Source organism: Lysinibacillus sp. 1 U-2021, assembly GCF_029916965.1.
Classification (GTDB): Bacteria; Bacillota; Bacilli; order Bacillales_A; family Planococcaceae; genus Lysinibacillus; species Lysinibacillus capsici.
This window is the reverse complement of sequence record NZ_CP123966.1, coordinates 631,159-649,585: the sequence shown is the minus strand read 5'-3', so window position 1 is coordinate 649,585 and position 18,427 is coordinate 631,159. Positions and strand designations below refer to the sequence as shown.

The window sequence follows — 18,427 nt, the reverse complement described above, 5'->3', positions numbered from 1 at the left end:
TTATCATTAAGCCTTATATAATTCATTTAAAAATTCAATTTTCTTCCCAATAGCCTCTTCAAAGGTCATGATATAGGCAGCAGGATCTTTCGGATTATGGAATTGTGTAATTCTCCCTGTTTCGGGATGAACAAATTTTGAGGATGCCCCACAGCCAATTCCTAAGATTGTCTGCACTTCTTCCATAATAACGATATTATAAATACTTTCTTCTCCCGCTTTACTATAGCCGACATTTTCTAAATTACCTAAAATATTTTTCTGACGATATAAATAGTATGGAACATAATCATTTTCTTTTGTCCAAATTTGGGCCATTTCCATCATTTCAGCTACCGTATCACGGTCGGCTACTTTGTATTTATCCTTATTACGCGTCATCTCTGATGCACGTTTAAATGATAGCGTATGAACAGTTAAAGACTCTGGCTGCATCTTTGCAGATTCCTCTAATGAATGTTGGAATTCTTCAATCCCTTCATTCGGTAGCCCAATTATAAGATCCATATTAATATTATTCATACCTGATGCTCTTGCAAGCCAAAACTTATCAATGGTTTCCTGAACCGTGTGATGACGACCAATTGCTTTTAATGTTTCATCAGTATAAGATTGTGGATTTACACTAATACGATCAATACCCCATTTTTTTAGTACTTCTAATTTTTCTGGTGTGATGGTATCAGGTCTTCCTGCTTCAACTGTCACCTCTCGAATTGTTTCAGGGTTAGGGAATGATTCAAACATCGTTTGATATAAGGCATCCATTTCATCGGCCTCAATTGAAGTCGGTGTACCACCACCCCAATAAATGGAGGTGATTTTCATATCATTGTCCTTCAGCCATTTGCCCATTTCGCGCAATTCAATATGCAAGCCATCTAAAAAAGTCGTAACACGCCCCTGCTTACGATTGCTACCAATCGCATAGGCTGGGAAAGTGCAATATGCACATTTGGTAGGGCAGAATGGAATACCAATATAAACACTGATTTCTTCTCCAATGGCATCAAGATCAGGAATGGTCACTAGTTGTCGGTCCACAATTTCCTTTAATAGTCCAACTTTTTCCTTTGATAAGCGGAAATCTCGAATTAATAGATCAGCAATTTCTTGCTCACTTTTACCTTCTTTTCTAAATTTATGATACAGCTTTGTTGGGCGTACACCCGTTAAAATCCCCCATTGCTGATGCACTCCAGTATGCTGTTCAAGAACATCTAAAAATACATGTGACAATGCACGTTTTATGCGAATATTTAGCTCACGATCTGTTGCTGGGGAATCATATTGAATACTGTACTCATTCGTGTATTGCTTACCATCTACAATCAAGTTTGCTTTTGTAGAAATGGAAAAATCGTCTCCAGTCTGATAGTCAAATGAAGCAGACATATCTGCTCCCATTGGTTCAACCTTCAGCTTGGAATCCTCAAAAAATAAATTCGCAATATGATTTAATACGCGAATCCAATCTTCAGGATATTTTTGATCTATATGAATAATTTTCATTTCGTTTCGCTCTCTTCTTTTATATATTGCAGATTTAAGTTTAACAAATTTCTATGACTATAAGCAAAATAACAATTAGAATCTATAAAATAACAGAATATTCAGTTTAAATATAGACAAACTATTTTTTTGTCATTATAATTTTCAGAAAAGGTGGTGTCGAGAATGTTTATTTTAAAAAATGACAATTATACATCTGTTTCGAGCTTTATTCATCAAGTAGAAGTAGCATTCCACCATTTTGATTTAGAGCGCTGTGACGAAAAAACATTATATGTCACGGTAAAACTTAATTACGGCACACATAAAGTACTTTGTGATTTTATTTATATTATTGATCAACAAGAAATCTATGGCGCTATTTCAATTAACAAGCATTATGAAAAGACAAGGGTATTTATTCAACAGCATTTTCAGCAATTTTTATTGTATTCAGATGAAATGGTATTAGCTAAAAACTTCATGAGTACAATATCCTTTAAACAATGTCTCCAACAATTTGCGAAAAAGTATCCAGCCTTTATTTCCTCAAAGAACCATTACGCTCTAGCAATGGCTGAGTAACCACAAATAAAAATAGTATGCCAAGCATTGTTGGCATACTATTTTCTTAATTATTTTAAATATTCATCCACAAATTCAACAGGTACATATGTCTTTGTATCTTTTAAGGTCGGTGCGACTGTTAGTGTACGTAATGCCTTATTATAGCCAAATGTTTTTTCACCGCGAGTAATTGTGTAAGATATATTCCCTTTTGAAAGGATTGCCCCCTTGCCTGTAGAATCCACTTTGAAGCCAAGCTTTTCAGCGATCACACGTAATGGCACCATTTTTGTACCAGCTACTTCATAAGAATCTGATGCGATAATATTATCAATTTCTTCATGTATTGGATTCTTAGTAGTTGAGGAATCATCGTTCAGTACAATTACTTTAGATGGTGTTGTTTGAGCTGGGATACTTTTAGTAGAGGCCGTATAGAAAACAATCAGATGCTTCTCTGCTAAATCTTTAGCGTCCACCTTTTCACCTTTTTCATTGAATAGCTCTGTTTCTTTCCCAATATTTAATTTTAAAATATCATACGTATTAGTTAAATCTTCAAAGAAATAATCCACTTCTACAAAACCAACTTCTTCTGTTTCAACGATGACAACCTCTGGATTGAATTGTGGTGGATAAATATATTTTTGCGGTTTGTTAGCAAAGGTATAAGCTAATACTTTATCACCCTTTTGTAGCTCCACTTTCTTCCCAGTATTGTCGAACACGAGAGTATCTTTAGTAATTTCTAATACATTTGTTTGCTCGCCTTCTTTTACTGTGTAATATGTAATATTTTCCCCAACACGAACATCTTCCACAGTACCACGAGTATCATTAAAAATGTGTACGGGATCAATTTGTATTTGTGGTACCTCCGCTTCTGTAGATTGCTGCTCATTTGCTGAAGCTACTGGTACAAGGGCACTTCCAAATAATAATGCAGACATAGCTGCAGGTGCTATTTTTTTCATGTTCATAAAATCTCTCCTTATTGTTTGGATTCATAGTAGTAGTAGTTTTAAAATGGAAAAAGTTTCAGTGCAAACCGAGGATTTTATGAGAAAGAGGTGGCAGTATCTACTGCCACCTCTTATTCCTATTCTTTAACAATCTCGCTCAAACCAGTAATATCGATGCCATTTAAAGCTTGAGTAGCAAGGCGATCCGCTTCCGAATTATCCTTACGTGAAACAAGCTGGTATTCGGCTTGAATGTGAAGTTGCTCCAGCTTAGCATCAATTTTATCTGCCCAGCTTGCTAGTTCTTTTTCCAATGCTGGCCATTCCCCATTCAGCTGATTGATGACCACTTGTGAATCTCCTATAATACGTACAGGCAAATGGTGGACATTTAAAAGTTCTAGCTCTACTAAGGCTAAATAAAGCGCTGCATACTCTGCCTCGTTATTTGATTTCAATTCAGACGAAAAGGCATTCCTTCTCAATCGTAAAGGTTTACCATTTTGTTCGTAATAAATGGCGCAGCCTAGTCCTGCTTGCCTTGTCCCACGATCAAAACCTCCATCAAAATAGAGCGTAATATTATGAGGCTCTGTATCAATTTCCTTTAAATATGCTTTTAGCTCTTTAAGTGACCAATTTGTATCTTGCCGATCAACACAATGTAGCGATTTTACCCTTCCCGTTCTTTCCATATCCTCTGCAAGTAAAAATGCTTGAGCTGCAGGCATTTCAGCTGAACGTAAAACTGTTGTTGCTCCTTTTGGTGTTTTATAGGTCCATTCAATGATGACATGCATATTCATAACCTCCCATACTCTTTAACTGGTACATAAAGCAAAAACGTGTACCGACCAATAGCGGATACACGTTTTCCTCTCACTTGTTATATGTGCAATTCCTAGAAAAATTATTCCTTTTTAAATTGCGCTTATCACCTATTATTGAATTCCTTCATATAAACCTTGGATAGGTTTTATTAAAATGCGATTTACTTCTTCGATTACTTTACTTACCTTCATTTCTGCCTCAAGCATCGTTGAAATTTTTTCATTTTGCTGTGCAAGCTGTGCCGCTTTTTGTGCATAGACAAGCTCATCTTCCAAAATATCCTCACCAGCTAATTGCTTTTTCTGTAATTCGATTTGGATTTTACGGAAGTTTTTAAAGACATTTAATGCCTCTTCATCATTTTTAACAACTTCAACAGCAGCTTTTAACGCTTCAAATTCTGGAATCTTACGGAAAGTTGCTTCTAGCGCATTAATGTCATTATAAATATTAATCATTCATACAATCTCCTTTTAAATAAAGTAAACAATCAAGCCTTGCACAATCCCAATCAATCCACCAAGCACTGCACCTAATACAGTAATCATTTTAAACTCACGTTTTGAAATACCTAATACAAGCTCCTCTAATTTCTCTACTGGGAATGAGTCAACCTGCTCTCGCACGACCTCTTGTAAGTTTAAACGTTTTAGTACATCCTCAAGTTTTTCCTCTGCCTTCACAAAAGCTTTTTCTATAGCTTGTGGAATCACGGTATACTTCGCCCAGTCATTTCCTTGTGGCCAATAATAAGAAATCGGTTGATTTAAACGTTCAGAGATTGCTAATTGTTCTTTCACGTACACTTGTAATTTCGATAAAATGGGGTCAAATTGAACATCTTGCAAAAAGTCCATAGCTGGTCGATCTTTAAGTTTTTCCCATTCCTGCGAAAATATTTTTGTTAGTAAGGTTGTTGTTCCTGGTGCTTGTAAAAACTTCACAAGCTCACGTTGAACTTTCCCAACTAATGAAGAGGAATCACCTAAGAACATATTGATCATGCCGCCTAGAGACCCTTTTGATGATAAAAAGTCATCAATCATTGCCTTAATCGTCATTTCACCTTCTGGTGATAAAAAATAATCCTCGCCTTTTTCTAAAATGTGCTGAACTGCTACTGGAATTTTAGCATCAATTGTATTTTGGATATCATCTGATAGCAGCGTACGAATTGATTTTGTTGATAGTGTATTCTTTACTGACGAAAATTGTCCCTCAACAATTGCTTCAACCTTCTGTTCAATGGTAGTAGGTAGATGAGCAAACCCAGCTAAGTTTAGCCAATCCTGAATTGTTTTGTCGTTTGTAAAGATTGTTTCTTCAACTTTTGTTTGCACAAAGTGTTCTACTTTGTCTTGAATATCCTTAGAGAAAAACTTTTTTCTAAATGTTTCAGGTGTTAGTAAATAATTAACTACTGTAAGACCCAGCTGTTTAGCTAATTCATCACGTCGTTTGGGTATAAGGCCTGGTGTAAACGGTACACGCCAATTTTTAATATATATCGCTTTATATGGACGAAAAAGCATTTTAATGGCTAAGTGATTTGTAACGCCCCCAATTGCAGCCCCAATGATAGCCATAAAAAGTAATGTCACTATAAAATTATCCATTAGTATCCTCTCATTTCAATTGTATTCAAGATTGGCGTATTTTGTCGCCTTCTGCACTCATTATAGCAGAGCAATGATTTTCAACGAAAGAAATACCCCTTTAGAATTTCAATCTCATCCTATTTACTTCTATGAAAAGTGAATAGTTGCAAAAATACCTTTATACTTGAATAATATGACTACATACTATAAGAAGCGAGGTTTGATGATGATTCAACATTTCAGTTTTAAACCACTATTTGAAAACACGCAACTACCTGGGTGGTCTATTTCATTTTTTTATCAACGAGAACGATACCAAGCGGAATATTTAAAGGATGGTACGATTGAGTGGATAGGAGCCATTCCATCAGACGAGGAGGTTGTTAAAAAAATGATACATGAACTTATGCTGTTTCATGTATACGATTGAATTTGATAGTCAATTTTTCGTTGTGATCCCGTATAAAAATACCTATATTTACTATTAATAGCACGCCATTTAAGCTAATTATGTTGAATCCTGTTGAAATTTGTATATTTTTCTTATACATTTATGATATCAGCTTAATAGTAAATGTTTTTTATGCAGGGGGCCATTTCAATGAGTAAAGTCACACTTTCGGATGACTTAAATAGCTATAATTCAAAAGCGTTAATTCGTGTAAAAGTAAAAGAATTTTTTTCGGAATTTTCCGCCAAAATATTCGAATTAGTGGATGAAGCGGGTGCTGTTAATAGTAAGAAATTCGAGGAACTTTCTGGCTATAAAAGCGACTTTTACAATGAGTATTGCAGTCAACTAAAGGGCTTCTTTGATTCTTCTACTAGCTCTTTCGGCAAGAAATCGATTAAAACGTTCTATTTAACGTATAATAATAAGAACTATGTTTTAACACAGCAAGGCATAACGGAAAAAGCACCTGTATCTATCGCTCCGCTTACAGGTGAAATACCTTTAAAGGAAACGGTTCATGACGTTGAAAAAGCGTGTTTAAAATTACGCTTCCAGCAAGAATAAATAGGTCAAACATTTAGAAAGGGGGAGTCTCAAATGATGATTGAGACTCCCCCCTTTCTATAAAAAATAATTCATTTAAAAAAATCCGCAAGCTAAAGCACTCTTGAGATTTTTGACGTGTCGTATTATATGAGATGCAAAATGCTTCTTTCCCTAAACAAACTATCTTTGATCTTTCTAAAGTTAGCATATAGCCATGGTAATTACAATCTTTTGGTATTTGAATCTAGTTGCATTTTTACAAAAGATCCATGAAAAACAAGTGAAAAAGTTGTTGTCAATATTTGTGTTTTTCTTTTAAATAATTTATGATTGAAACATCCAACAATTTTTTAAATCATAGGAGGTGTACACTTTGTTTACTTCCCTCATTCGGGCGGGAACAAAGGAATTATTTGGACGGAGACATATTGGAGATAACCATTAGGTTGGCGGCATTCGCCCTACTAATTATAATGACTGGATTTTTCGTTGCAACTGAATTTGCAATCGTAAAAGTGAGATCTACCCGCATTGATCAATTGCTCGCGGAAGGGCATAAAAAAGCGAAAAATGCAAAACGTGTTGTTTCAGATTTAGATGAGTACTTATCTGCATGCCAGCTAGGTATTACCATCACTGCACTTGGTTTAGGTTGGTTAGGTGAACCTACATTTGAAATCATTTTACACCCAGTGTTTGAATTTCTAAATTTGAATGGTAGTATTACATCTATCCTTTCATTCATACTTGCATTCTCAATCGTTACGTTTATGCATGTTGTTATTGGGGAATTGGCGCCAAAAACATTAGCCATCCAAAAAGCAGAATTTGTCACATTAAATTTTTCTGGTCCATTAATCATCTTCCACAATATTACGTATCCCATCATTAAGCTATTAAATGGCTCTGCTCGTGGTTTAACAGGTCTTTTCGGCTTAAAAATGATGTCAGAATCAGAAGTGGCTCATACAGAGGAAGAGCTGCGTATGATTTTGTCGGATAGTTTAAAAGGTGGAGAAATTAATAACTCAGAATATGAATATGTTAACAGTATTTTCGAGTTCTCTGATCGTCTTGCAAAAGAAATTATGGTTCCTCGAACTGAAATTGTCGGCATAGAAAAAGAGCTAACAATTAAAGAAGTGTTTGATTTAATGGGTGTTGAGCAATATACTCGTTATCCAATTCTGGATGGAGATAAAGATCATATTATTGGATTAGTTAACATGAAGCATTTATTAACCGCTTACATTAAAGATCCTAAAAATGGTGATAAGCCAGTCATTGATTATATGCAACCTATTATTCGAGTGATGGAAACAACGCAAATTAATGATCTATTACTAAAAATTCAACGTGAACGTATTCATATGGCCATTTTAATGGATGAATATGGCGGAACATCTGGTTTAGTGACGATTGAAGATATTATTGAGGAAATTGTCGGCGATATTCAAGATGAATTTGATGAAGACGAAATCCCGGAAGTACAAGAAATTGCAGAAAATCATTTTATTTTAGATGCTAAGATGCTTCTTGAAAATGTAAATGATATGCTTGGTACTGACATAGAAGATGATGATATTGATACTATCGGTGGTTGGTTCATGACGAAGCGTTTTGATGCGGTCGAAGGTGACAGTATTGAAGAGCAAGGTTTTGAATTTATCGCAAAAGAATTAGATGGTCACCATATTTTATACTTAGAAGTTCTGAAATTACCTAACAGTGATTTATCAAATGAATATGACGCAGTCATTGACTAAAATTGAATTGATTTGCCATACTTGTCGTGGTACTATTAGAAGCACGCTTGTATAATCTAGGCTATAAATATGGTCTTTTCTTCACACCTTATATAGGTGGGAGCAACGACTGTAATAAATAGATGAAACGACTCCCTTTTTAAAAGGGGGTCGTTTTCTAATGTTCGAAAGTTTTGCGAGGAGGAAACAAAATGGAGCTCTATACAAATTTACGTCAAGGGGAAAAAGGTGCATGGCTATCCATTGGTACATATCTTATCCTAAGCTCTGCTAAGCTTACAATAGGCTACATTGGTACATCTGAGGCTCTAAAAGCTGATGGTTTAAACAACACCACTGATATCATTGCTTCCATCGCGGTACTGGTTGGTTTACGCATTGCCCAAAGACCACCTGATTCCAACCATCAATACGGACATTTACGAGCTGAGACGGTTGCCTCTTTAGTCGCATCGTTCATTATGCTTGTTGTCGGTCTCCAAGTATTAGTTAGTTCCCTAAAAAGCTTGTGGGAGCCCACTGGAACAACACCTTCACTGTTAACTGCCTATGTCGCAATAGGTAGTGCAGTTGTCATGTATGTGGTTTACCGCTATAATTTGGCACTATCTAAAAAAATTAAAAGCGCCGCTGTTAAAGCAGCTGCCTTTGACAATCGCTCCGATGCACTTGTCAGCATCGGTACAGCCATTGGTATTTTCGGAGCCATTTTCGGCTTTCCGATCATTGATTCACTTACAGCTCTCATTGTTGCCCTTTTAATTATTAAAACAGCAGTAGAAATTTTTTGGGAAGCTGTTCAAAGTCTTACAGATGCCTTTGATATTGATGAAGTTGAAACGTTATCGGTCTTAATCCATAACGTGGATGGGGTAATGGAGCTTTTAGACTTTAAAGGACGTGCCCATGGGAATATGTACTTTATCGACGTAACTGTCACAGTAGACCCTTATTTAAATGTCTTTGAAAGTCATCGTATAACCGAAGAAATCGAACATACCATTATGCGTGAAAATCGCTTTTGTCAGGTTCTTGTGCATATTGAGCCACATATCATTCCTCCACAAAACGAAGAAAAGTCTCCTACCAATTGATTGGTAGGAGACTTTTTTTATTTAATAGCTATATAAATAGCCACTTGTGAATCATGTGGATTAGCACATCGTTCATCATACAGTTCAAAGTCGCCTGTATATGTTCGTTCAACTTTAGAATTTGCAAACCATGTCCAAATCTCTTGCCAAGTTTGAATGACAACTTCAGGCATCACGCCTTTATCTGATGTAAAAACTAGATACTTAGCTGCTGGAATCGTTTTTACTACTAAATCAGTTTGAATGTCATCATTATCTACCTCTACTCCTAGTGTAAGAGTATAATTACCATTCACATCCGTCTCATAGTCTGAATACAAACCATAGACATGACCATTTTTTCGCTCGGCTATTTGATCCGTAATATTTTGCTGATAAAAGTGATCCCATAATTGCGGAATTTTAGCTTGCTCTGTTATTTCATTGGCATTACTTGTTTGAGTTGAAATACCCACGATGTTAAATGCATTTAATTCAACTACTTTTGGTTCTCGCCACTCACTTTTTCTCCATCGCTTTAAATTTGGCAAAAAGGAAGTCAGCATATTACGTGCTTCATTTTCTGGCATACCACCTTCCATAAGATGCGGTACACAAATTTCAATCATTTCGTCTACTGTTAACTGGGGTTGTTTAAACTCGCCCCCCTCGTAACAATATGTACAATAATCCTGACTTTTTCCCCCTTCTTTTTCAGTACCCAATAATGCCTCTTCTACTAAAGGCATACCGCAGCTTTGACAATAGCTTTGCATCGTCATTCCACCTTTCGCTTTATTTGTACTTACTATAGCAAAGGAAACCTGACAACTGTCTGTCATCAATTATCTAGATTTTTATATAATTGAACAATTTCTAAAGCTCGTTTTTGAATGATATCTCTTATATAAGGTGGTTCCATAATTTTAATGCGATGGCCAAAGCTTAGCAAGAAACCATAAAGCCATTCATCTTCAGGTATAGATATATGAATCATAGATTGTTCATGGTCTATATGTTCTGCACCAAAGGATTCTTCCACCAATGTTGTAATGTCTTTATCAAAAGAAATGACCAAATCGACTACGTTTTGCGGTCGATGCCATTCTTTACCCCAAGGGAGTTCACTTAAATTCACTTCCTTACGATCAAAGGTAGAATTAGCTTGAAGCAAATGTTTCATTCTCGCAAGCTTAAATAAACGAAAGTCCTTTCTTAATGTACAATAGCCATACAAATACCATATCTTCCCTTTTTGAACAATTGTATGTGGTTCGACTATTCGGCTTGTTTGTTCACCATAAGTAGTAGAATAATGAAAGCTTATGCAACGATTATTCTCTATAGCTGTCTTGAGCGTCGTAATATGCTCTTTAAAGAGAGCGTTTGGTCCCCATGGACTAAGATCAACAAACAGATGGTCCATCGATTGTTTTACATGATCATCAGCAATACTCGTTATTTTCTCGAGCACGGCTTCAGCGTGGGAATCTTCATAGGTAGTCAACGCACTTTTAATCGCAATAGAAAGTGACGTGAGCTCATCCTTCGTCAACACTTGCTTATCAACACGATACCCATCGATTAAACTAATACCACCATTTACACCTTGCTGACTAATAACAGGTACACCAGCACAGCTCAGTGTTTCAATATCTCGATAGATGGTACGAATCGAAACATTAAATAACTCTGCTAATTCCTGTGCCTTAACCTTTTTACGGTTGATTAATATCATCGTCATGGTTAGAAGTCTTTCTAATTTCATGGTAAAATCTCCTTTCTTGCCATCCCATTATTCCTATATATACTTCTATTTTAATTAACAAACTATCTTTTTAAGTATTTTTTAAGTACTTTTTGAGTATTTTTTAAGGCAAATGTACTATAATAACGCCTAATTATTGTTATAACAATTATACTATTTTAACAATAAAAGAAAAAACAAGGCTAATGCCCATATGCAACTTTCATTAACAATACTATGTTGTTTCATTTTTGTATAAGAATAGTTTGATTTTAACGCCTAAACAATTATTTCAATTCTCTTAACACAACATAAAAAACTTCTATCTTCTATATAATGAACGGCGATATTTTCTTTGAATGGATTTGACGCGATGTGACAAACACATCGGGATTCATTGACTCTCACCCGTGAAAGAACTACAACATAAATTGCTTTTTCTAGCATCAAATTTTTAATAGAAAAGTTGAGTGAGTTTCACTTTTCTTGCCCTTCACTATATAGTAGGAAGCCTTTTCACCCAAAATGAACTAGAGTTTAATGTTTTTAATTTAATTGTATAAAGGAGAGTTTGATGTGATTCGAGCCGTTTTAATAGACAATGAACCTTTAGCTTTACACTATTTTCAAAATAAACTACATGCCTTTCAACAAATACAGGTGATTCAAACCTTTACTAGCGTAGAAGTATTTCTGAATGAACTACCCACTATGGAATTTGAAGCTATCTTTTTAGAAGTAAAACTTCAAGAATTATCAGGACTTGAAGTTGCTGATATTATCAAAACGGAACGTCCACAAGTCAGTGTAATTTTCATTACCTCCTATCATGAATTTGCATTACAAGCCTATGAAATTGGCAGTCTCGACTATGTATTAAAGCCTATCAGTCATGCCCGTTTAGAAAAAACTGTAGCCCGTATTGAGCATGAATTCTCAATTCAGCAAATGCTTCAACAAGCTACACAAACTGTATTAAATGTACAATGCTTCGATCAATTTGCCGTCTATAGTAACAATAGTTTAGTGGCATTTAAAACAGAAAAGACAAAAGAAATGTTTGCTTATTTTATTTTGCATCCAAATATACCGATTCATCGAGATTATCTAATTGAAATTCTATGGCCAGATTTAGATTATGTAAGAGCCAAATCAAATCTTCATACAGCTCTATCTTATTTAAGGAAAACTCTAAATACAATTGGCTATGAAAACTGTATTGTCTTTTCAAATAAATACTATATCTTCGAAAAGCCAAATATCGTATGTGATTTATACGATTTTCAAAAACTTCATGAAGATTTTGCAAAACTTGAATTTCCTTCTATTTCTTTGATTGATCAATGTCTTTCTATTTATAAGAATGGCTTATTTGTTTTTGATGATTATGAATGGTCAACTGCCTATAAAGATAAATTAATGAAATCATACATAGAGCTATTAGAAAAAGGGTTTCAAACAACAGTCTTTTCAGACACTGAAAGAGCTATGGAATTTTTACATGCATTAATAGAGTATGATCCCTATAATGAACAAAAAATTGAGCACTATTTATATACGTTAATACAGGCAGGGCTTCATGATCAGGCACTCAAAATTTTCCAAACATATACGCAAAAACTAGTGGAAGATTTAGCACTAACACCAAGCTCTACATTATTAGAGATATCCAAAAAATTATTTGTTCAACATAAATAATGTAAAAAACGGCGAGTGCTTCTATGTGAGTAGAAGCTCGCCGTTTATTTACATCCCACTACCTTCAGTTAGCCCGTGCTTAACAGCATACAGCGCTGCCTGTGTACGGTCTTGTACTTGTAGCTTTGTAAAAATATTTGAAATATGGGTTTTCACTGTTTTTTCTGTGACAAAGAGTGAAGATGCAATTTCCCGATTACTCTTTCCTTTTGTAAGCTCTGCTAGCACATCCTGCTCACGAGGTGTCAGCGGATTTAATAAATGGGGTGCATTCTGTGATTCCTGGCGATCCATTTCAAGCGTTGTCGTTGCTTCAGGATGTAAAGTGTTTTCACCACGCATAATACGACGAATGGATAAGACCAATTCATCTGGCTCAATATCTTTTAACTGATAGCCTGCCGCTCCAGCCTCCATTGCTGGCACCACATGGTCTCGATCAGAAAAGCTAGTAAGCATTAAAATTTCTATTTGTGGAAATTTCGCTTTGATGCGTTTAGTCGCCTGAATGCCATCCATTTCAGGCATGACTAAATCCATTAAGATAATATCTGGTTGAATGCTTTCTGCTAATGCAACCGCTTCGTGCCCATTTTTTGCCTCTCCAACAACCTCAATATCCTTTTGTGTCTTTAAGAAAAACAGTAGTCCTCTACGCACCACGTGATGATCGTCTGCAATTAATACACGTATCATGTCCTCTCCCCCTTAATATGGCAAGCGGATTAGCAGCTCCGTACCTTTGCCAATTTCACTTACCCAGTCGGCAGTTCCACCTACTGATTTTGCACGATCCTTGATAGATTGTAAGCCCATCGAAAGCAACTTTGTATTGTTGTCAATGACAAAGCCTCGTCCCTCATCACGAATAACCAACAAAATATCTGTTGATGTAACAGTAATATACAATGCTGCCTCTAATACACCTGCATGGCGACGTACATTATTTAACGCCTCTTGGGCTACGCGAAATAATGTTTCTTCAATACGTGAGGGAAATTGCAATACGCCTGAAACTGTAACATGTAGTTTTAAGCCAAGCATTTCAGCGTATACTTTCATGGCCTCAAGTAAACCATTTTCCAATCCTTTAGGTCGCAATTGCCAAATTAACGCACGCATCTCTGTAAGTGCGTCTTGTGTTAAATGCTGAATCTCTTTAAATGTTTCTTTCACTTCGCAATCATCCGTCATTTCAATACCAGCTCTAGCTGTTAACGTGACCGAGAATAGTAGTTGATTGACTGAATCGTGTAAATCGCGGGCTAGACGATTACGTTCCTTCACAAGTGCCATTTCCTGCTCCTGTTTTGTCAGTAAAATTCGCTTAATAGCTGAACCCATCTGAAAGGCAACTGATTCTAATAAAGCAAGCTCCTCCTCTGAAAAGCGCACTGTATCCTTAGATGCGACATTTAATACGCCAAAACGTTCTTGTCCAGATTGAAGGGGTACTGTCGCATGATGCGTGATTCCTTCATGATCCCCAACATTTGCGGCAATGGCACTTTCAATACGCTGACACTCAATAATATTGGAGGCTTTTTTTAGCTCTTCATTACGATAACGGGATACACACCAACAACCGCCCTTTTTTAAATAATGGCAATTGTTATATTCCAATGCCTCTGGTAGATTTTCATGGACAACAAGTTCTGAACGCCCCTTTGCATCAATAAAAAAAATCCAGCCTGTTTCAAAATTGGTGCCATTTAAAAATTTGATGAGCGCACCTTTTAGCATTGTGACAATTTCAGTTTCTTCATTTAATAGTTCAGCAATTTCTTTTAAAATACTGATATTGGAATGCTCATTCTCTCTCACGAAAACACCCCTTCTTTAGCATTACTATTGTTAATGATACCATTAAGCTATTGAAAGCGTCTGCTTCCACCGTTCATACTTTAGACTGAAATTCATCACATACCTTATTTTGTGTAAGTTGATTTACATATAAAACTAGAACCACTATAATCGAACAAGGACATGGTTTTATGAAGGGAAGATTGAATATGTCTAAAAAAGAAGAAAATGGCTTATTATTTATTTGGATTGTTTCTGCTATAGCAACGCTAGGTTCGTTATATTTTTCTGAGATTCGTCATTATGAACCTTGTAAATTATGTTGGATTCAACGTATTTTTATGTACCCAATTGTTATTATGACGACAGTAGCCTTTATACAAAAAAATGCGCGTATTGCTGTCACAACAGCTGTATTTTCTTTGATTGGCGGCTGTATTTCACTTTACCATTATGGAATTCAAAAGCTTAGCTATTTAGCTGAAAATGCTCCTTCCTGTGGCGCAGTTTCTTGTACAGGACAATATATTAATTGGTTAGGCTTTATTACTATTCCGTTTTTAGCATTAACTGCATTTATTTTAATCGCAGGGGCAAGCTTTTATTTAATAAAAGCTTCTAAAGCTGCAAAATAATCGGAAGACCGTGTTCTACCTTTGGAATACGGTTTTTTCTACGGAGGAAGATCTATGTTTCATTATGAAATTGCTGAAGATAACTTAAGTGTGGAAGAACTGCTACGTAATCATTGGCGACTCGGTAAAAAACTCGTTCATGAATTGCGTATGGCCAAAGCCATCACATTGGCAAATGATGAGCTGATTCAATGGAATACACCTTTACAAACTGGAACAATAATCAAATTTACGTTTCCTGTTCCAACTTCTAGCTACAAACCAACACCTGTATGTGCTATTGATGTAGTCTATGAGGATGACCATTGTTTAATCGTATCAAAGCCAAAAGGGATGGCAACACATCCTAATGATGCTCGTGATACACATACATGTATGAACCATGTCATGGCACATATCAAAGAACAGGGTGGCATTTATGCTGAACATGTTCATCGTCTTGATAAAGGGACACAGGGCTTATTACTAGTAGCAAAGCACCCTTTAGCAAAGTCCATTTTCGATCGAATGATTGAGGAAAAAACCATTATTCGTACGTATGCAGCAGAGGTGCAAGGTAATTTACGAACATCTTCTGGAACGATTGCAGAACCAATTGGCAAAGACCGACACCATGCCACAAGACGTGTTGTGTCTAAAACTGGACAGCATGCGGTAACTCATTATGAAGTGGTGGCGCGTTACAAAAATTCCTGTGTCGTTCATCTCATACTTGAGACTGGACGCACACATCAGATCCGTGTGCATTTAGCCTATATTGGCCATCCAATTATTGGGGATACAATGTATGGTGCACGAGAAACAGTAAGTGATGATTACGAACTACATGCCATTCAATTAGAATTTGACCATCCTTTTTTAAATCAACGTATTATTGTCAAGGACGAGCAATAAGAAAAATCCCGCCTCTATAGGAGTGCGGGATTTATTCTTTTTTAAAAATCAAATTTAAAATGATCAGGATCTTGTCCAAATCGTTGGTTACGATTTAATGTTGCCATTTTCTCCATTTGATCTTGGGTTAATTCAAAATCAAAAATCTGTGCGTTTTCCTCAATTCGGCTCGGTGTTACGGATTTGGGTATAACGAGTGTATCATTTTGTAAATGCCAACGTAGTACTACCTGAGCAGGGGTTTTGTCGATCTCTTTCCCAATCTCAATAATGGTAGGATCAGCAAGTACACCACCACGTCCTAGTGGAGACCATGCAGTAACAGCAATTTGGTGTTTATTACAAAATGCGCTTAATGGCTGCTGTTGTAAATATGGATGTACCTCCACTTGATTCACCATTGGTGCAGTATTTGCCTTAGCCAATATTTTTTCTAAATGATGCTCATGATGATTTGATACACCTGTTGCGCGAATTAATTTTTCATCGTAAAGACGCTCAATAGCTCGATATGTTTCTTCAAATGTTTCAGGGACAGCCCAATGTGTTAAATATAAATCTAGGTAATCCATATTTAAATTCTTTAGCGAAACCTCAAAAGCACGTAATGTTGCATCGTATCCTTGGTCATTATTCCATACTTTTGTTGTAACAAAAATATCTTCACGACGAATGCCTGAATGACGAATTGCTTCTCCTACTTCTACCTCATTCCCATATAGGGATGCTGTATCAATAGCTCGATAACCGTATTGAAGTGCTTTATCAATAGCCTGTAATGTTTCCTCGCGTTCTGTCATTTTGTAAACACCTAAGCCAAAACGAGGCATTTCTACACCATTTGTTAATGTTTTCGTTGATTGTAAATTCAAAAAGCACAACCCCTTTCTTATCCTAGTACCATTATACAAAAAATTGGATTTAAGAAAAATAAAGCGGCTTTTTTATAATACACTACTTTTTCTTTTGTTCAACATCTTCCAATTGAATTGGATCAGCGATTCGCTCATCCTCCGCAAGCTCTAGACCATCACGTAAATGCTCCATCTGCTTGCCTAAATCTTTTAATTCTTTCATATCTCTCACCATTGTCCCATTTTCAATATTTGGCACCTTTTTTTCCATATTGATCACCTCACTTTTAGTTTTCCCGATATCAAGCTGTTTGAACCATTTCTGACATATTTTATTCTGCTATGTCGTTTCATTTTTAAAGTAGATAGGCTATACTAAAAAGAGATTTCTTTATAACATGAGGAGGGTTACTTCCATGAAATTATTATTAATCATTGGTGTAACAGTTGCTTTCTTAACAGCTATTTTCACTGCTGGATATGAAGGCGACTACAAAGCTGACAAATAATATCTCAAGAAAATCACTAAGCTTTTAGAAAAGCTTAGTGATTTTCTTTTTTTGTGGAACAATAGAAATACTTGACTTTCCTTTATTTTTAAAATAAACTAACTTACATAAAGTAACTTAATGAAAAAAGATAACTATTCGGAGGTATTCTAAATGCATTTTCATGAAAAACCTAACACATATGTAACAAATGTTGAAATAAAAGTGAGTGATTTACATCGCTCTTTAACCTTTTATCAAGAAATTATTGGCTTTAAAGTGTTACAACAAGATTCACATAAAGCTATGTTAACTGCCGATGGAGAAACAGCTCTATTAACTCTTGTTCAGCCTAAAACTGTAGAAGATAAGCTTAGCATGACGACAGGACTTTATCACTTCGCCCTATTATTACCTAGTCGACGTGACTTAGCTAATGTTATTTCTCATTTTCACGAAAAAGGTGTGTACCTTGGGGCTTCTGATCATGCTGTAAGTGAAGCACTCTATTTAAATGATCCTGATCATAATGGAATCGAGATTTATGCAGATCGTCCTGAAAGTGAATGGACATGGCATAACAATCAGGTGCATATGGTGACAGAACCACTCAATATTCGTTCTATTTTAGAAGAGGGCGATGGCAACTGGCTTGGTCTGCCTGCTGGCACAGTAATGGGCCATATTCATTTATCGGTCTCTAACTTGGCTGAAGCCGAGCAATTTTATACAAAGGGATTAGGTTATGATATTGTCACACGCTACGGGTCCCAAGCATTATTTATTTCTACAGGCCGTTACCATCATCATATCGGCTTAAATACGTGGCACTCAGAGAATGCACCAAAGCTTGGAAAAAATCAAGTTGGCTTAAAAACGTTCTCATTGCGTTTAGATAACGAAGAACAAGCGGCAACTATGAAAGATAATCTTCATGGTATAGGTGCACCCGTTACGGAAATCGTCGGAGGGTTCCAAACAGAGGATCCTGCGGGGAATGTTGTGTTATTAAAGTTTTAA

20 protein-coding genes are annotated in these 18,427 nt (G+C 36.0%); 9 read left to right on the top strand and 11 right to left on the bottom strand.

Annotated elements, in window-relative coordinates; translation table 11 throughout:
• Positions 1-6: 6 nt before the first annotated feature.
• Positions 7-1,512, bottom strand: a complete 1,506-nt coding sequence (locus tag QH639_RS03465) for a coproporphyrinogen III oxidase (RefSeq protein WP_131521087.1) — start codon at positions 1,510-1,512, stop codon at positions 7-9.
• Between the two features lie 165 nt (positions 1,513-1,677).
• Here QH639_RS03465 and QH639_RS03460 point away from each other — a divergent pair, with 165 nt between their 5' ends.
• On the top strand, positions 1,678-2,076 hold the full coding sequence (locus QH639_RS03460; protein ID WP_054548655.1) for a hypothetical protein: 399 nt from the start codon (positions 1,678-1,680) through the stop codon (positions 2,074-2,076).
• A 50-nt stretch (positions 2,077-2,126) separates the two neighbouring features.
• Here QH639_RS03460 and QH639_RS03455 read toward each other — a convergent pair whose 3' ends face one another.
• The 4 genes from QH639_RS03455 to QH639_RS03440 form a co-directional block, all read right to left on the bottom strand.
• Complete coding sequence (locus QH639_RS03455; protein ID WP_237898693.1) at positions 2,127-3,038, bottom strand: copper amine oxidase N-terminal domain-containing protein; 912 nt, start codon at positions 3,036-3,038, stop codon at positions 2,127-2,129.
• Positions 3,039-3,157: 119 nt separating this feature from the next.
• On the bottom strand, positions 3,158-3,820 hold the full coding sequence (locus QH639_RS03450) for a ribonuclease H family protein (RefSeq protein ID WP_131521084.1): 663 nt from the start codon (positions 3,818-3,820) through the stop codon (positions 3,158-3,160).
• Between the two features lie 141 nt (positions 3,821-3,961).
• Positions 3,962-4,309 carry a YlbF family regulator gene (locus QH639_RS03445; protein WP_004230811.1) on the bottom strand — a complete coding sequence of 116 codons (348 nt, stop codon included), beginning with the start codon at positions 4,307-4,309 and terminating at the stop codon, positions 3,962-3,964.
• 15 nt (positions 4,310-4,324) lie between these two features.
• A complete protein-coding gene (locus QH639_RS03440) occupies positions 4,325-5,467 on the bottom strand; it encodes a DUF445 domain-containing protein (protein ID WP_131521083.1) in 1,143 nt (380 codons plus the stop codon).
• A 208-nt stretch (positions 5,468-5,675) separates the two neighbouring features.
• Here QH639_RS03440 and QH639_RS03435 point away from each other — a divergent pair, with 208 nt between their 5' ends.
• The 4 genes from QH639_RS03435 (at position 5,676) to QH639_RS03420 (ending at position 9,309) form a co-directional block, all read left to right on the top strand.
• On the top strand, positions 5,676-5,879 hold the full coding sequence (locus QH639_RS03435) for a YheE family protein (protein ID WP_048391848.1): 204 nt from the start codon (positions 5,676-5,678) through the stop codon (positions 5,877-5,879).
• Positions 5,880-6,050: 171 nt separating this feature from the next.
• Positions 6,051-6,467: a hypothetical protein gene (locus QH639_RS03430; RefSeq protein ID WP_131521082.1), complete on the top strand. Its 417-nt coding sequence runs from the start codon at positions 6,051-6,053 to the stop codon at positions 6,465-6,467.
• A 428-nt stretch (positions 6,468-6,895) separates the two neighbouring features.
• Complete coding sequence (locus tag QH639_RS03425; protein ID WP_004230815.1) at positions 6,896-8,215, top strand: hemolysin family protein; 1,320 nt, start codon at positions 6,896-6,898, stop codon at positions 8,213-8,215.
• A gap of 191 nt (positions 8,216-8,406) precedes the next feature.
• Positions 8,407-9,309 (top strand): cation diffusion facilitator family transporter, encoded by a 903-nt coding sequence (locus QH639_RS03420; RefSeq protein ID WP_281115656.1) that lies wholly within the window; start codon positions 8,407-8,409, stop codon positions 9,307-9,309.
• Between the two features lie 17 nt (positions 9,310-9,326).
• Here QH639_RS03420 and QH639_RS03415 read toward each other — a convergent pair whose 3' ends face one another.
• Together QH639_RS03415 and QH639_RS03410 are read right to left on the bottom strand one after the other, a co-directional pair.
• Positions 9,327-10,064 (bottom strand): effector binding domain-containing protein, encoded by a 738-nt coding sequence (locus QH639_RS03415; protein ID WP_131521081.1) that lies wholly within the window; start codon positions 10,062-10,064, stop codon positions 9,327-9,329.
• 65 nt (positions 10,065-10,129) lie between these two features.
• Positions 10,130-11,056, bottom strand: coding sequence for a helix-turn-helix transcriptional regulator (locus QH639_RS03410; protein ID WP_131521080.1), 927 nt, complete (start codon positions 11,054-11,056; stop codon positions 10,130-10,132).
• A gap of 555 nt (positions 11,057-11,611) precedes the next feature.
• On the opposite strand from QH639_RS03410, the gene QH639_RS03405 reads away from it, so the two are divergent.
• Entirely contained in the window at positions 11,612-12,733 is a 1,122-nt protein-coding gene (locus tag QH639_RS03405; RefSeq protein WP_131521079.1) for a response regulator, read from the top strand.
• Positions 12,734-12,781: 48 nt separating this feature from the next.
• Here the strand turns inward: QH639_RS03405 and QH639_RS03400 are convergent, their stop codons facing one another.
• Both QH639_RS03400 and QH639_RS03395 read right to left on the bottom strand, forming a co-directional pair.
• A complete protein-coding gene (locus tag QH639_RS03400) occupies positions 12,782-13,429 on the bottom strand; it encodes a response regulator (RefSeq protein WP_004230823.1) in 648 nt (215 codons plus the stop codon).
• A 12-nt stretch (positions 13,430-13,441) separates the two neighbouring features.
• On the bottom strand, positions 13,442-14,557 hold the full coding sequence (locus QH639_RS03395; RefSeq protein ID WP_054548662.1) for a GAF domain-containing sensor histidine kinase: 1,116 nt from the start codon (positions 14,555-14,557) through the stop codon (positions 13,442-13,444).
• A 188-nt stretch (positions 14,558-14,745) separates the two neighbouring features.
• On the opposite strand from QH639_RS03395, the gene QH639_RS03390 reads away from it, so the two are divergent.
• Together QH639_RS03390 and QH639_RS03385 are read left to right on the top strand one after the other, a co-directional pair.
• A complete protein-coding gene (locus tag QH639_RS03390; RefSeq protein ID WP_131521078.1) occupies positions 14,746-15,171 on the top strand; it encodes a disulfide formation protein C in 426 nt (141 codons plus the stop codon).
• Between the two features lie 54 nt (positions 15,172-15,225).
• Positions 15,226-16,065 carry an RluA family pseudouridine synthase gene (locus QH639_RS03385; protein WP_131521077.1) on the top strand — a complete coding sequence of 280 codons (840 nt, stop codon included), beginning with the start codon at positions 15,226-15,228 and terminating at the stop codon, positions 16,063-16,065.
• Positions 16,066-16,106: 41 nt separating this feature from the next.
• Here the strand turns inward: QH639_RS03385 and QH639_RS03380 are convergent, their stop codons facing one another.
• Entirely contained in the window at positions 16,107-16,937 is an 831-nt protein-coding gene (locus QH639_RS03380; protein WP_131521076.1) for an aldo/keto reductase, read from the bottom strand.
• A gap of 82 nt (positions 16,938-17,019) precedes the next feature.
• Entirely contained in the window at positions 17,020-17,190 is a 171-nt protein-coding gene (locus QH639_RS03375) for a hypothetical protein (protein ID WP_004230831.1), read from the bottom strand.
• A gap of 391 nt (positions 17,191-17,581) precedes the next feature.
• Here QH639_RS03375 and QH639_RS03370 point away from each other — a divergent pair, with 391 nt between their 5' ends.
• Positions 17,582-18,427 carry a VOC family protein gene (locus QH639_RS03370; protein WP_131521075.1) on the top strand — a complete coding sequence of 282 codons (846 nt, stop codon included), beginning with the start codon at positions 17,582-17,584 and terminating at the stop codon, positions 18,425-18,427.

Excerpts from the sequence above, each read along its gene's own strand:
- QH639_RS03415 (WP_131521081.1), bottom strand. The coding sequence starts at position 10,064 with ATGCAAAGCTATTGTCAAAGCTGCGGTATGCCTTTAGTAGAAGAGGCA.
- QH639_RS03385 (WP_131521077.1), top strand. The coding sequence starts at position 15,226 with ATGTTTCATTATGAAATTGCTGAAGATAACTTAAGTGTGGAAGAACTG.
- QH639_RS03390 (WP_131521078.1), top strand. The coding sequence starts at position 14,746 with ATGTCTAAAAAAGAAGAAAATGGCTTATTATTTATTTGGATTGTTTCT.
- QH639_RS03375 (WP_004230831.1), bottom strand. The coding sequence starts at position 17,190 with ATGGAAAAAAAGGTGCCAAATATTGAAAATGGGACAATGGTGAGAGAT.
- QH639_RS03370 (WP_131521075.1), top strand. The coding sequence starts at position 17,582 with ATGCATTTTCATGAAAAACCTAACACATATGTAACAAATGTTGAAATA.
- QH639_RS03440 (WP_131521083.1), bottom strand. The coding sequence starts at position 5,467 with ATGGATAATTTTATAGTGACATTACTTTTTATGGCTATCATTGGGGCT.
- QH639_RS03430 (WP_131521082.1), top strand. The coding sequence starts at position 6,051 with ATGAGTAAAGTCACACTTTCGGATGACTTAAATAGCTATAATTCAAAA.
- QH639_RS03400 (WP_004230823.1), bottom strand. The coding sequence starts at position 13,429 with ATGATACGTGTATTAATTGCAGACGATCATCACGTGGTGCGTAGAGGA.
- QH639_RS03450 (WP_131521084.1), bottom strand. The coding sequence starts at position 3,820 with ATGCATGTCATCATTGAATGGACCTATAAAACACCAAAAGGAGCAACA.
- QH639_RS03465 (WP_131521087.1), bottom strand. The coding sequence starts at position 1,512 with ATGAAAATTATTCATATAGATCAAAAATATCCTGAAGATTGGATTCGC.
- QH639_RS03460 (WP_054548655.1), top strand. The coding sequence starts at position 1,678 with ATGTTTATTTTAAAAAATGACAATTATACATCTGTTTCGAGCTTTATT.
- QH639_RS03455 (WP_237898693.1), bottom strand. The coding sequence starts at position 3,038 with ATGAACATGAAAAAAATAGCACCTGCAGCTATGTCTGCATTATTATTT.
- QH639_RS03435 (WP_048391848.1), top strand. The coding sequence starts at position 5,676 with ATGATTCAACATTTCAGTTTTAAACCACTATTTGAAAACACGCAACTA.
- QH639_RS03445 (WP_004230811.1), bottom strand. The coding sequence starts at position 4,309 with ATGATTAATATTTATAATGACATTAATGCGCTAGAAGCAACTTTCCGT.
- QH639_RS03420 (WP_281115656.1), top strand. The coding sequence starts at position 8,407 with ATGGAGCTCTATACAAATTTACGTCAAGGGGAAAAAGGTGCATGGCTA.
- QH639_RS03410 (WP_131521080.1), bottom strand. The coding sequence starts at position 11,056 with ATGAAATTAGAAAGACTTCTAACCATGACGATGATATTAATCAACCGT.